General features: G+C 67.7%; 11 protein-coding genes and 1 riboswitch. Of the genes, 7 read left to right on the top strand and 4 right to left on the bottom strand.

The window, feature by feature from the left end:
- Positions 1-246: 246 nt before the first annotated feature.
- Both AC1MH0_RS07370 and AC1MH0_RS07365 read right to left on the bottom strand, forming a co-directional pair.
- The gene (locus tag AC1MH0_RS07370) at positions 247-1,329 is read right to left on the bottom strand and encodes a catalase family protein (RefSeq protein WP_480965344.1); all 1,083 of its coding nucleotides are present in this window, start codon (positions 1,327-1,329) and stop codon (positions 247-249) included.
- Between the two features lie 8 nt (positions 1,330-1,337).
- Positions 1,338-3,377, bottom strand: coding sequence for an L-dopachrome tautomerase-related protein (locus AC1MH0_RS07365; protein ID WP_480965343.1), 2,040 nt, complete (start codon positions 3,375-3,377; stop codon positions 1,338-1,340).
- Positions 3,378-3,588: 211 nt separating this feature from the next.
- Between AC1MH0_RS07365 and AC1MH0_RS07360 the strand changes: the two genes are divergently transcribed.
- Positions 3,589-4,050, top strand: coding sequence for a hypothetical protein (locus AC1MH0_RS07360; RefSeq protein WP_480965342.1), 462 nt, complete (start codon positions 3,589-3,591; stop codon positions 4,048-4,050).
- A 61-nt stretch (positions 4,051-4,111) separates the two neighbouring features.
- On the opposite strand, the gene msrB is transcribed toward AC1MH0_RS07360, so the two are convergent.
- Together msrB and budC are read right to left on the bottom strand one after the other, a co-directional pair.
- A complete protein-coding gene (msrB, locus tag AC1MH0_RS07355; protein WP_107961427.1) occupies positions 4,112-4,561 on the bottom strand; it encodes a peptide-methionine (R)-S-oxide reductase MsrB in 450 nt (149 codons plus the stop codon).
- Positions 4,562-4,577: 16 nt separating this feature from the next.
- A complete protein-coding gene (budC, locus tag AC1MH0_RS07350) occupies positions 4,578-5,339 on the bottom strand; it encodes a meso-2,3-butanediol dehydrogenase (protein WP_480965341.1) in 762 nt (253 codons plus the stop codon).
- A 160-nt stretch (positions 5,340-5,499) separates the two neighbouring features.
- On the opposite strand from budC, the gene AC1MH0_RS07345 reads away from it, so the two are divergent.
- The 6 genes from AC1MH0_RS07345 (at position 5,500) to AC1MH0_RS07320 (ending at position 13,134) form a co-directional block, all read left to right on the top strand.
- Entirely contained in the window at positions 5,500-5,964 is a 465-nt protein-coding gene (locus AC1MH0_RS07345; protein ID WP_480965340.1) for a DUF4126 domain-containing protein, read from the top strand.
- A 48-nt stretch (positions 5,965-6,012) separates the two neighbouring features.
- Complete coding sequence (locus AC1MH0_RS07340) at positions 6,013-8,076, top strand: TonB-dependent receptor (protein ID WP_480965339.1); 2,064 nt, start codon at positions 6,013-6,015, stop codon at positions 8,074-8,076.
- A gap of 296 nt (positions 8,077-8,372) precedes the next feature.
- Positions 8,373-8,572: riboswitch (cobalamin riboswitch) on the top strand.
- 116 nt (positions 8,573-8,688) lie between these two features.
- On the top strand, positions 8,689-10,587 hold the full coding sequence (locus AC1MH0_RS07335) for a TonB-dependent receptor plug domain-containing protein (protein ID WP_480965338.1): 1,899 nt from the start codon (positions 8,689-8,691) through the stop codon (positions 10,585-10,587).
- Positions 10,588-10,682: 95 nt separating this feature from the next.
- Entirely contained in the window at positions 10,683-11,399 is a 717-nt protein-coding gene (locus AC1MH0_RS07330) for an ABC transporter substrate-binding protein (protein WP_480965337.1), read from the top strand.
- The gene (locus AC1MH0_RS07325; RefSeq protein ID WP_480965336.1) at positions 11,396-12,364 is read left to right on the top strand and encodes a FecCD family ABC transporter permease; all 969 of its coding nucleotides are present in this window, start codon (positions 11,396-11,398) and stop codon (positions 12,362-12,364) included. The genes AC1MH0_RS07330 and AC1MH0_RS07325 overlap by 4 nt, the downstream gene beginning before the upstream one ends.
- Positions 12,355-13,134, top strand: a complete 780-nt coding sequence (locus tag AC1MH0_RS07320; protein WP_480965335.1) for an ABC transporter ATP-binding protein — start codon at positions 12,355-12,357, stop codon at positions 13,132-13,134. The genes AC1MH0_RS07325 and AC1MH0_RS07320 overlap by 10 nt, the downstream gene beginning before the upstream one ends.
- Positions 13,135-13,183 lie beyond the last annotated feature (49 nt).

Raw genomic sequence — 13,183 nt, 5'->3', positions numbered from 1 at the left:
AACAGCAACACATTGAACGCTTGCCCGGCACAATCGAAGTGCGATAAACGTGATCTAGGAACGCATTAAGTTGCGGTCTTAAAAGGCTTTTTATGTGGCGATGTGGTGCTCGCACTGTGTTGACATCGCAGGGGTCGCAAGTTCAATCCTTGCCACGCCCACCATTGAAAACCCCGCTAGTCCCATGGACTAGCGGGGTTTTTATTTGCCTAGAGTGCAAGCGGGGTCCCCGGAGGCACCCTCGCCTCAGGCGGGTATCTGGTCGATCGTAGCGGTGTTTTCGGCCTTGATGCCGTTCTCGCCGTGCCGCAGCTTCGACAGCGCCTGATAGACCTGTAGGCGCGCACGCATCACCGAGCCGAGCGGGCGATGCGCCGCGAGTGCGTGCGCGGGGCGGAACGTCATCACATCGTCGAAATACCGGACGCGGGCGGCGCTATAGGCTCCCTGTCGCGGGATGCGGATCGTTCCGACCGTCAGGTAACGGCTGTCCTCCTCGGGCCAGTCGACCGACGTATCCTCGATCGGCTGCGTCTCGGCGTTCGCCCAGAGCTGCACGCGCAGTTCGAAGACCGCATCATGTTCGCCGAAATAGCCGACGGCGGCGTGACGGAAACCGTCCTCATCCTGCTTTGCGTCGAGTTCCCAGTCCTTCAGCGCGGCCTGTTCGGGCGAGGCGGGGAAGGCACCGAGCTTCGCGACGTAATCGCCGTAACGGATCGGGCATTGGCTGAAATACGGTTCGGCGAGCGGATGGCTGAACGGGTGGCCGAAAAAGTCCGCCTTGGGGCTCTCGGTGCCGACCGCGTGCAGCGCCTTGTTCACGTTGCGCGCGAGGCTCGACACCGCGCTCTTGAAGCCCTCCGGCAAGGGCACTGCCACACCGATCTTCTTGGCGTCGCTCAGGAACCCCTGCGCAGTGCCGGACGGAAACGTCGTGCCCGTCGCGAACACGAAATCCTGCGTGTCGGCATCGTGGCCCGACAATTTTTCGCCCGGTACGTCGAAGACTTTGATCGCCATGCCGCGGTGCGTCGAGACGCGGTCGCCGAGCGTCTCGCCGGGTCCCTGCGCGAAGCGGATCGCGACGGGGTGCGTGCCGGGCGTCGCGAACACGCCCTGCGCGAGTTCGGGAGGCAGGCCGGGCGCGATCGTCAGTTCGCCGATCACGCACGCCGAACTCTTCGCGTGGCTCGCGCGGACCGCATGGCCCTCGCGTTTCTCGACGGTTTCGGTCTGCTGCGACATGCCCTGGATGATGCCGTCGATCGATTCCTGCTCGTCGGGCTGGGTCGTCTCGATGTCGTCGCTGTAGCGGAGATAGGTCATGTCGGGCCTCACTTTCCGGGTGCGAACGAGAACAGCTCGGTCTTGAGCGACGCGGGCGCACCGGGCTTGAACCAGTTGGTGTCCTGGATGTGGCTTGCGGTGACGTAGATGCGGCCGTCCGGACCTTCCGAGAACGTGTCGGGCCAGCGCAGGCGGGCGTCGGTCAGCACCGGCTCGACATGATCGCCGACCAGCCGAGTGATGCCGTTGTTGACCGGCGACGTCAGGTAGAGCGTCCCCGCCTTGCTCATCCACAGGCCGTCAGCGACGTGGGTCTGCGCGACCGTCTTCACGCCCGCGGCCCGCGTTGCCTCGCTGACGCCTTCGCGCAGCAGGGCTGTGTCGATCGAGTAGAGCGTCTTGCCGGTGAGCGCCTGGTAATAGAGCGTCTTGCCGTCGTTCGAGATCGCGATGCCGTCCGCGGCGAACGCCGGCTGGCGACCGTCGGGACGGACGAGCGGCTTGCCGTCGGTCATCACCTTCACGGTCTTGTCGATCTGCGTCGAGCCGTGGCCGTCGAGCGCGCGGAAGCCCTTGCCGGTTTCGAGATCGATGACGATGATCGCGCCGCGCGTCCCGGAATCGGTGATGTAGCCGGTCTTGCCGTCGGGCGAGAAGCGGATGTCATTGAGGTAGGTGCCCTGCAACGCGACGTCGAGCGGCACCTTGATGACCTTGGTCACGCGGTTGGTGGCGAGGTCGACCTTCACTAGCTTGGGCGCGCCCTCGAGGATCTTCTCGTTACCGGGCGCGCCGGGATCGAGCACCCAGAGGTTGCCGTGGCCGTCGGGTACGATCGACTGCACGCAGACGAAGTAGTCGCCGACCGGCATCTCGTTCGACTTCGCGTTGCGCCAGCTGTTCCACTTGGCGTCCGGATAGGCCTTGAGCGAGCCGTCCTTCATCACTTCGGCGACCGAGATCGGCGCGTCGTCGGTCCAGCGGGGGAAGTTGACGAAGCGACGGCCGTCGGCGGTGACGGCGACGCCGGTCGCTTGGTGATCGAACTGCGCGACCTGGGTAAGCGGACGGCCGCTGATCTGCGATGCGGTCTGCGCGCTGGCGACGCCGATCGCCGCGGCGGCGACGACGGCGATCGCGGCAGCGCCGGCGAGGAAGGGCTTGGTCTTGGACATAATAAGGCTCCGGTCGGTGGTGTCGGACAGGTCGGCAGGATTGCCGGTGAAAAGCTGGATGAGATGGCGCGCGACCGCGTCGGGGGCTTCGCGCTGGATGAAATGGCCGACGCCATTGAGCGTCACGAACGCGAACGGCCCGGTGAACTTGGCCGGTACCGTGGTGCTCGCCGATGGCGGGTTCACGCCGTCGACCGCGCCCTGGAAATACATCGTCGGCAGCGAGAGCGTCTTGGTCGCCTTCACCTTGTCCTCGAGCCACTGGCTGCGCGGATCGGGCTCGGCCTCGTTCCAGCGCGCGCGGTAGCTGTGCAGCGTGACGTCGGCCCAGTCGGGGTTCTCGAACGAGCGTGCGACGCGCGCGAAGGTCGCCTCGTCGAACCAGCCGGGGGGCGACCAGTTGACCCAGTGGATGTGCGCGAAGCCCTTGTGGTCGTCGCGCACGGCCTGCGCACCGCGCGCGGTCGCCATGAACCAGTGATACCATTGACGCTGCGCCTGCTCGAATGGCGGCGTCGGCATGCCACCGAGCCGGGGCGGGGTCGCGAGCATCGCCATCCGCTCGACGCGGTCCGGCCAGCCGACCGCGAGCGCCTCCGCGGTGTTCGAGCCCCAATCGTGCCCGGCGACCATGAATCTCTCGATCCCGAGCCCGTCCATCAGCGCGATCATGTCCATCGCCAGGATTGCGCTGTTGCCGGTGCGCGGTGCATCGCGCACGAACCGCGTTTCGCCGAAGCCGCGCAAGGTCGGCACGATGGTCCGCAACCCGGCCGCGTTGAGCGTGGGGACGACGTCGTCCCAGGTCGATGCGTCGTCGGGCCAGCCGTGGATCAGCAGGACCGGCTGACCGTCGCGCGGCCCGGTATCGGCATAGGTGATTGCGAGATCGTCGGTGGTCTGGATCGGCATGATGGTCCTCGTCGGATCGGGGCGTCGGGCTCGTGGTGGAAGCTCATGGTGGAGCGGGCCGACGCGAAAGGGTCCTGGTATCGAAACAGTCTCGGGAGGCTGCTGTTCCGGCTGCTAAGCCAATGATTCGCAAAGGTGATCGGGCGGCGCGACGTGGTGGGCCGATTTGAGATCCGCGCGTTGTGGACGGCAGAACTTCAGGAGCGAAATGATGGATTCACGACGTATGGCCGGTGCGGTCGCAGGTGGCCTGGTGGCCGGGCTGGGCATTACTGCGCTGCTGATGGCGGGCGAGCGCAAGAGCGGCGAACCATCCGAGATCGTCACGCTCGAACGCAAGACCGCGGAGAAGCTGGGCATCGACATGCCGGCCGCTGATGCCTTGCCGTCGTCGCGCGAGCAGGCGGTCACGCAGGGCGGTCACCTGTTGCTGTCCGCGGCGGCGGGTGCGGTATATGCCGCGACCGTCGACGAGGAGGCGTCGGTCGTTGGATCGGGCCTGGTGTTCGGCGCGGCGTTCTATGCGGCGATGCACTGGATCACGGGGCCGTTGCTCGGCGTGAAGCCGCCGGAGTGGCAGGCCGATGCGAAGACGATCGGCATGCACAGCGTGAACCATGCGGTGTTCGGGCTGATCACGGCGTTGGGCGCGAAGCTCGCGACCCGGCGCTGAAATCGAGTATTAGAAAACCGTGACGGTGTGCGCCCGTGCGGCACACCGTCACGCGTCACCGTCAGCCTGCCGCGTCGACCTGCGGCAGGTAGGCGGCATACCCGTTGGCCTCCATCTCGGCGCGCGGGACGAACCGCAGCGACGCCGAGTTGATGCAGTAGCGCAGGCCGCCCTTGTCCTGCGGGCCATCCTCGAACACGTGGCCGAGATGGCTGTCGGCACCCGCCGAACGGATCTCTGTGCGGACCATGCCGTGGCTGCGATCGTGGAGCTCAGCGACGTGCTCGGGCGTGATTGGCTTGGTGAAGCTCGGCCAGCCGCAATGCGAATCGAACTTGTCGGCGGACGCGAAAAGCGGCTCGCCCGAGACGATATCGACGTACAGACCGGGTTCGCGCGTGTTGAGATACTCGCCGGTGCCGGGCCGCTCGGTGCCGCTCTGCTGCGTGACGTGGAACTGCTCGGGAGTGAGCTTGGCGATCGCCTCGTCGGTTTTCTTGTAGTCGGTCATGGTGATCCTCTCGCGCTCAGGAGAGCGCCGGTTGGCCGTTCGAGGCGGACAGGCCGCCGTCGACCGGCAGGTTGACCCCGGTTATATAGTGCGCGTCGGCGCTAGCCAAAAACGCGATGGCGCCGGCGATGTCTTCGGGCTGTGCGCCGCGTGCCATCGGGATGCGCTCCTCGAACTTCGCGATCAGGTCGGGCTGGTCCTTCATGCCCGCGGTCAGCGCGGTGTAGGTCAGCGACGGGTTGACCGCATTGACGCGGACGCCGTGCTTCGCCTCGTCCATCGCGAGCGCGCGGGTAAAGTTGGTCACCGCACCCTTGGCGGCGCAGTAGAAGCTGTGGTTCCAGTCGCCGCCGAGGCCCGATACGGACGAGACGTTGACGATGCAGCCCTTGTTCGCGCGCAACGTGGCGATCGCGGCACGGCTCATGTGGACGACGCCGTAGAGGTCGGTTTCGATGACCTTGGTGAATTCGGAGAGGTCGCCTTCGTCGAGCTTGCCGAGATGGTCCACGCCGGCGTCGTTGACGAGCACGTCGATGCGGCCGAACTTGTCGACCGCGCGCGCCACCAGCGCCTCGCAGGCGGCCATGTCGGAAACGTCGGTTTCGAACGTTTCGACGGTCGTGCCATCGAGGCTGGCGGCGACCTTCGCGAGGCCGTCCGTGTCCTTGTCGCCTAGTACGAGCGTCGCACCTTCCGCGGCGAAACGACGCGCGGCGCCTTCGCCGATGCCGGAGGCGGCGCCGGTGATCACTATGATCTTGTCATCGAATCTCATCGATCGGTGTCCTGAAGCGTTGGGAGATACCGCGATGAACGACCGACATGCGTCCGGGTTTCCGTGCTGAATCAAAGGGATCGCCCGTCGGTTCAAACGGCGGACCCCGGTTGAGCTTGCGCGCGTTGATGCGGTCGAACCTGCTTTTCCGGAGATCACCATGCTCGCATCCTTCCTGATGGGCCTCGTCGGTGGCCAGCGCGCGATGACGCCGCTCGCCGCGGTCGCCATCGCCGCCGCTCGCGACGAACTGCCCGCCGACAATGGTGCGCCGAAGCTGCTGTCGCATCCCGTCGTCGCGGCGGGTGCGCTGGCACTCGCGATCGGCGAGATGGCGGGTGACAAGCAGAAGAGCGCGCCCGACCGGATCGTCGCGATCGGGCTGGCCGCGCGGTTCGTCACGTCGGCGATCGCGGGGGCTTCGCTCGTCCCGCGGCGGCAGCGGTGGATCGGCGCCGCGGTGGGTGGACTGACCGCGGTCGCAGCGTCCTATCCCGGCTGGCGCGCGCGGATGGCGGCAATGTCGCGATACGGCCAGACGCCGACGGGGTTCGTCGAGGATGCAGCGGTTCTGGCGGGTGCGGCGGCGATTGCGCGCAACGCGGCAAAGCTAGGCGCGGCCTGACGTCGGACGTGTATTCCGGGCGGGCGGAAAAGCTGCCATGCGGCGGCGATGATCCGTATCTCACTCTCTACGCTCGCCTTAGTGCTAATTTCGTCCGGGAGCGCGGTCGCGCAGACGACCGTCGCGCCTGCCGACCAGCCGGCTGATATCGTCGTCACCGGGCGCGGGCTTGCCGATGCGCCCGGCGATCGTGTGTACGACATCGTCACGATCGATCGCGACCGGATTCAGGCGAATGCGAGCAATCGCCTGGAGAGCGTGCTGGCCGACGTCGCGGGGCTTCAGCAGTTTCGCCGGTCGGACTCGCGCAGCGCCAACCCGACCAGCCAGGGGATTTCGCTCCGCGGGATCGGCGGGAATGCCTCCAGTCGCGCGCTGCTGATCTTCGACGGCGTGCCGCAGGCGGATCCGTTCGGCGGCTGGGTCGCGTTTCCGGCCTATGCGACGGGACGGCTCGGGCGCATCCGCGTGACGCGCGGCGGCGGTAGCGGGTATCAGGGGCCAGGGGCGCTGGCGGGGACGGTCGAGCTCGAGAGTGCGACGCCGGACCGGGCGGGGCCTTTCCAGGGCAGTGTCGCGTATGGCAGCCGGGATTCGGTCGATGCGCAGGGGTCGGCCGCACTGGTACGCGGGTCGGGGTTTGCCACCCTGTCCGGCGCTTACGCGCGGGGGGATGGCTTCACGCCGACCGTCGAGGAGAGCCGGGGGATCGTCGATCGCGCCGCGCCGTACGAGCAGGCGTCGGGGGCGCTGCGGACCGTCGTCGGGATCGGCGCGAAGACCGAATTGCAGATGAATGCGAGCGCGTTCACCGATCGACGCGACCGGGGGAGCGACTTTACCGACAACAAGAGCGAAGGCGCGGATGCGAGCGTCCGGCTGGTCGGGCGCGGGCGCTGGGGGTATTCGGCGCTGGCGTATCTGCAGACGCGGGCGTTCGCGAGCAGCTTCAACAGTATCAATGCCGCGCGGTCGACCGCGATCCAATCGCTGAACCAGTATAATACGCCGGCTACCGGGCTCGGCGGACGGATCGAGATCGCTCCGCCGCTGGGCGAGAGCATCACGCTGCGTCTGGGCGCGGATGTTCGCGATGTCAGCGGGAAGACTCAGGAGCTGTATACGTTCGTCAACGCGGCGCCGACGCGGCGGCGCGAGGCTGGCGGGAGTACGACGACGACCGGCGTGTTCGCCGATGGGAGCCTCGTCGCGGGCGACTTCACTTTCAGTCTTGGCGGACGGGTCGACTGGTGGTCGATCGATGGCGGCTATCTGTCAGAGCGGCCGCTGGCGGGCGGCGCAGCGCTGACCAACCTGCGCTATGCGGATCGCGATGGCAGCGAGACGACCGGCCGGGCGGGCGTGGCGTATCAGCCGGTCGAGGCGATCACGTTGCGCGCGGCCGGGTATCGCGGGTGGCGATTGCCGACGCTCAATGAACTGTATCGACCATTCCGCGTCGGCAACGATGCGACCGCGGCGAATGCGCTGCTGTCGCCGGAGCGGCTGACGGGGGTCGAGGGCGGGGTAACGCTGACGCCTGCGCCGGGCGTGAGCATTGCCGCGACGTATTTCTACAACCGGCTCAAGGACGCCATCGCCAACGTCACGACGACCAATCCGCCGCAGGTGTTGCCGGGTGTCGCCACCTACCGCGTCCGTCAGAACCTCGACGCGATCCGCGCGCATGGGTTCGAGCTGGATGCGTCGTATCGACCGGGGCCGTTTGGCGTGCAGGCATCTTGGTCGCACACGAACTCGAAGGTCGAGGGTTCGGGGATCACCGCCGCGCTGGACGGCTTGCGACCGGCGCAGACGCCGCGTGACCAGGTGTCGGGGACGGTCGACTGGCGGCGCGATGCGGCGGCGGTGTCGCTGACCGTGCGGCATATCGGGCGGCAGTATGACGACGACCAGAACACGCGGGTGCTCGATCCGGCGACCACGCTGGATGCGTATGCCGCGCTCCCGATCATGCGCTCGCTGATGGCCGAGGTGCGCGGGGAAAATTTGTTCAACGAGCGCGTTGAGGCAGGAATCAGCGGCGCGAACGTCGTCGAGCGCGCTACGCCGCGGACGATCTGGGTCGGGTTGCGCTATGGGCTTCGGTAAGAGTCAATCCGCCCGCAGCCAGGGCAAGAAAGACAGCATGTTTCCCCGCGAAGGCGGGGACCCAGTCTGGGCTCCCGCCTTCGCGGGAGAACAAGGTTGAGGAGCGTGCCGTTTGGTACGAGTCACCACCCCGGCGAAGGCCGGGGCCCAATTGGAAAGGTGGCAATAACGAGCCACCGCGCTCCGTTATCGACGTCTCCCAATTGGGCCCCGGCCTTCGCCGGGGTGGTGCGATGGACCGTGAGCCTGCTGGCCCATCAGCAGGCTCCGCGTTGACCCGTGATTGGGGCGCGACTAATGCCACCACCGTGAAGGGTTCCCGGCGACGGGATCAAAGGGAAGTCGGTGCGCGGATATGTCCGCAAGACCGGCGCTGTACCCGCAACTGTGACCGGATAGCGGCCACCCCGATGATGCCACTGGGTTTCGACCTGGGAAGGCGGAGTGGGCGCGGCGACCCGGAAGCCAGGAGACCTGCCTCTCACGGTCGATCCACTGCGCGGGCGGGTGTCCGGCGCGGACGAGTGCTCCGGTCATGCCGGGTTTCCTCGAGCGAGAGACGTCTGGCCGCCCGGCGAATGGTCGCTGGCGGTTCCGTTTAGGACGCAGCCGATGACGAAATTCTTCCTTCTCCTGAGCGCCGCGGCGATCGCATCGCCCGCCTATGCGCAGGACATTCCCGACCCCGACGCTCCCGAAGTCGTCGTCACCGCAACCCGCGCCGCACAACCGCTGAGCGAGATCGGCCAGGCCGTGACCGTGATCGACCGCGCCGAGATCGAGCGCCGGCAGACGGTCGTCGTGTCCGACCTGCTCGCGACCACGCCGGGCGTCACCGTCACGCGCAACGGCACGGTCGGCGCGCTGACCAGCGTCCGCATCCGTGGCGCCGAGGCGGACCAGACGCTCGTCGTGATCGACGGCGTGCGCGTCAACGATCCGTCGTCGACCGGCGGCGGCTTCAACTTCGGCAACCTCCTGTCGAGCTCGGTCGAGCGGATCGAAATATTGCGCGGCCCGAACTCGGTGCCTTGGGGTAGCCAGGCGATCGGCGGCGTCGTCAACATCATCACCGCCGCGCCGACCGAAGGCGTGCAGGCGCGCGCCAACGCCGAATATGGCTATGCCGACAGCGTGTTCGCGAGCGCGGGCGTGTCGGGCAAGTCGGGTCCGGTATCCGGATCGCTGACCGGCGGCTATCTGCGCACCGACGGCATTTCGTCGGCGGCCAGCGGCACCGAGCGCGACGGCTACCGCCAATATGGCGCGACCGGGCGGGTCGGCGTCGAGTTCGCGCCGGGCATCGGCCTCGACCTGCGCGGCTATTTCGCCGACAGTCGCGTCGCGATCGATGGCTTCCCGGCCCCTGACTATGTACTCGCCGACACTGCCGAATATTCGAAGACTCGCGAGGCGTACGGCTATGCCGGGTTGCATGCCAACTTCGCCGATGGTCGGTTCAACAACCGCGTCGCGTTCACGATCGCTGACATCAACCGCGACAATTACGACCCGAGCTTCGGCAGCGATCCGTCGTTCATCGGTCGCGGCCGCAGCGAGCGTTATGAATACCAAGGCGACTTCCGCCCGCTCGACCAGGTCCGAATCGTCGCAGGCGTGGAGCGCGAGAACAGCCGCTTCAACGACGGCTTCACGTTCGCGGACACCGGCATCACTAGCGTGTACGGCCAGCTGATCGTCAAGCCGCTCGATATCCTCACGATCACCGGCGGCGTCCGCAACGACGATCACGACGATTTCGGCAGCCACACGACGTTCGGGGCGAACGCAGCGCTCGCACTACGCACCGGCACCACCGTCCGCGCGAGCTACGGGGAAGGCTTCAAGGCGCCGACCTTGTACCAGCTCTTCTCCGACTACGGGAATCGCGACCTCGATCCGGAGACCGCACGCAATTTCGACGTCGGTGTCGAGCAAGCCTTCCTCGACAACCGCGCCCGCGTCGGGGTGACCTATTTCAATCGTCGCACGCGCAACCAGATCGACTTCCGCGATTGCAGCCCGGCCGAATTGACGACACCCGGTTCGATCTGCGCCAATCGCCCGTTCGGCGTCTACGACAACGTCGCGCGCGCCGAAGCGGACGGCGTCGAGTTTACGCTCGCGCTGCGTCCGGTCGACGCGCTGACGCTGACCGCCAACTACAGCTATATCGACATCGAGAACCGCTCGATCGGGGACAATTTCGGCAATGTTCTCGCACGCCGCCCCAAGCAGACCGCAAGCGTCGATGCCGATTACCGGTTCGCATTCGGGCTGTCGGTCGGCGGCACCGTGACGATGGTCGGCGACAGCTTCGACGACGCCGCCAACACCACGCGCCTCGACGGCTATGCGCTGGCTGGCGTGCGGGCGGAACTGCCGATCGGCGAGCGGTTCGCGGTCTATGGCCGCGTCGATAACCTGACCGACTCGCGGTACGAGACGATCGCAGGCTACGGCAATTACGGCCGCGCGGCCTATGGCGGCGTGCGGTTGCGCCTGAAGTGAGGCGCGGGGCGATCCTCCTCGCGCTCCTGCTGGGGGGCTGCGCAAAACCCCCCGGCGCGGGAGTAGGTGGGGGGATCGTCTCGACCAATCCGTGCGTGGATTCGGTACTGGTCCGCATCCTGCCGCCCGCACGGATCGCCGCGATCAGCCATTATTCGAAGGATCCCTCCGCGACCTCGATCCCGATCGCCGTCGCGCGCCGGTTTCGGGGGATCGCCGGGACCGCGGAGGAGGTGATCGCGCTCCACCCAGATCTGGTCATCGCCAGCACCTACACGCCGCCCGCGACTCAGGCGGCGTACGCGCGCGCCGGTCTGAAGACGCTGCTGGTCGGCATCCCCGACTCGATCGCGGAGAGCCAGGCGCAGGTCACGCAGATCGCCGACGCCGCCGGCGCACCGATGGGCGGCGCGCGGATCAATGCCGAGATCGACCGCGCGGTGGCGCGCTGGAGCCGCAAGGATGGGCCAAAGGATGACATGCCGTCGAGCGCGTTGCTCTATATCAGCGGCGATCTCGCGACCGGGGGGAGCACGTTGCTGAACGACATGATGACGCGCGTCGGCTTCCGCAACGCCGCTGCGACCTATGGCCTGACGCACACCGGCACGCTGTCCGCCGAGACGATCGTGACGCAGCCACCTGCCGTCGTGATCGCTTCCGAGCGCGAAAGCCGCGGTACCGCGCTGCGCCACCGCCTGCTGCCGCGCACACCGCAAGCCGTCTTCCCGCGCGCCCTGATCAATTGCGGCGGCCCGACGATCCCGCCCGCGCTCGAACGCCTCGCCGCGATCCGGGCGAGCGTGTCGTGACCCGCAGGCTCAAGCTCGTCGCGCTGGTCCTGCTGGTGATCGTCCTGTTCGCCCTGTCGCTAGGTTGCGGGAAAGTCTGGGTGCCGGCCTCCGCCTGGTTCTCCAGCGACCCGCGCTGGTGGATCATCCTCGAGCTCCGCCTCCCGCGTGCAGTCCTCGGGCTCGCGCTCGGCGCCACGCTCGGACTGTCGGGCGCAGTCCTGCAAGGCTATCTCCGCAACCCGCTCGCCGATCCCGCCGTCGTCGGCGTGTCGTCGGTCGCAGCCCTCGCAGCGGTTGCGGCGATCGTGTTCGGGCTCGGCTCCGGCCCCGCAATCTTCGTCGCGGCGATGTTGGGCGCAGGCGGCGCGGTCGCCCTGCTCGCCGCGCTGACGTGGCGGTCGCCGAGCGCGATCACCTTCATCCTCGCGGGCACGGTGTTGTCGAGCCTCGCCGGCGCACTGACCGCGTTCCTGATCTCGATCGCGCCGAACCCCTATGCGGTCGCCGAGGTGATCGACTGGATCATGGGTGCGCTGACCGATCGCGGCTGGGACGACATCAAGCTAGCGTTGCCGCCGATGGTGGTCGGCGCGGTATTGCTCCTGCTCACCGGCCGCTCGCTCGACGCGCTGGCGCTGGGCGAGGCGGCGGCGCGGTCGCTCGGGACACGGATGGGCCGCGTCCGGTTGCTGGTGGTGCTCGGCACCGGCCTCGTCGTCGGTGCGGGCGTCGCGGTGACGGGCGTGATCGGCTTCATCGGGCTCGTCGTGCCGCATCTGCTCCGACCGATCTTCGGCCACCGCCCGAGCGCCTTGCTGCTGCCCTCCGCGCTCGGCGGCGCTGCACTCGTGCTCGCCGCCGACAGCCTGGTCCGCCTCGCACCCGGCGCGGGCGAAATCCGGCTCGGCGTCGCGATGGCGATGATCGGCGCGCCGTTCTTCCTTGGGTTGCTGGTCAGGGAACGAGGTCGCGCATGGATCTGATCATCGAGTCGCTGGGCGTAAAGCTCGGCAAGCGCACCGTCCTGAGCGACGTGTCCGCGCACCTCCGCCCCGGTCGAGTCACCGCGATCCTCGGCCCCAACGGCGCCGGCAAGAGCACGTTCGTCAAGGCCGCCGCCGCGCTCGTCGACCGCAGCACCGGCGACGTCAGGCTCGACGCACAGGACGTCGCGACGATGGACCCACGCGCACGAGCCCGCGCGATGGGCTATCTCCCGCAGGACGCAACGGTCCACTGGAACATCGTCGCGCGCGACGTCGTAGTGCTCGGCCGCCTGCCGCATCTCGGCGCGCATGCTGCTCCATCGCTCGAAGATCATGCCGCCGTCGACCGCGCGATGCACGATACCGAGACGCAACATCTCGCCGATCGCCCGGTCGGCGAACTCTCCGGCGGCGAGCGTGCGCGAGTCCTGCTCGCGCGAGTGCTGGCGGGCGAACCGCGCTGGTTGCTCGCCGACGAGCCGCTCGCCAGCCTCGATCCGTCGCACCAGATCGACCTGCTCGCCCGCCTGCGCGGCTATGCGCTGGGCGGGGCAGGCGTAGCGATCGTCCTCCACGACCTCGTCCAGGCGCAACGCGCGGCCGACGACGCGCTGCTGCTCGCCGATGGCCGCGTCGTCGCGTTCGGTCCTGTCGAAGAGGTGATGACTCCCGAGACACTCGGCCACGTGTTCGGGGTCCGGGTGGCGCCGCTGGACGACGGCAATCGCCGCCTGCTCGTCCCGGTCGGCCGCATCGACATCGGCTAGGGCGAGCGACGCGGGAGCCGGTCCGGTGCAGACGAGGTGAAAGATCATC

This window comes from Sphingomonas sp. AP28, from assembly GCF_056680455.1.
The sequence above is the reverse complement of the archived record's forward strand: the minus strand, read 5'-3'. Positions and strand labels throughout refer to the sequence as shown.

What these genes read in the sequence shown, in the direction of transcription:
- AC1MH0_RS07340 (WP_480965339.1), top strand. Translation starts at nt 6,013, where the DNA reads ATGATCCGTATCTCACTCTCTACGCTCGCCTTAGTGCTAATTTCGTCC.
- AC1MH0_RS07365 (WP_480965343.1), bottom strand. Translation starts at nt 3,377, where the DNA reads ATGCCGATCCAGACCACCGACGATCTCGCAATCACCTATGCCGATACC.
- AC1MH0_RS07360 (WP_480965342.1), top strand. Translation starts at nt 3,589, where the DNA reads ATGGATTCACGACGTATGGCCGGTGCGGTCGCAGGTGGCCTGGTGGCC.
- AC1MH0_RS07320 (WP_480965335.1), top strand. Translation starts at nt 12,355, where the DNA reads ATGGATCTGATCATCGAGTCGCTGGGCGTAAAGCTCGGCAAGCGCACC.
- msrB (WP_107961427.1), bottom strand. Translation starts at nt 4,561, where the DNA reads ATGACCGACTACAAGAAAACCGACGAGGCGATCGCCAAGCTCACTCCC.
- AC1MH0_RS07370 (WP_480965344.1), bottom strand. Translation starts at nt 1,329, where the DNA reads ATGACCTATCTCCGCTACAGCGACGACATCGAGACGACCCAGCCCGAC.
- AC1MH0_RS07335 (WP_480965338.1), top strand. Translation starts at nt 8,689, where the DNA reads ATGACGAAATTCTTCCTTCTCCTGAGCGCCGCGGCGATCGCATCGCCC.
- budC (WP_480965341.1), bottom strand. Translation starts at nt 5,339, where the DNA reads ATGAGATTCGATGACAAGATCATAGTGATCACCGGCGCCGCCTCCGGC.
- AC1MH0_RS07345 (WP_480965340.1), top strand. Translation starts at nt 5,500, where the DNA reads ATGCTCGCATCCTTCCTGATGGGCCTCGTCGGTGGCCAGCGCGCGATG.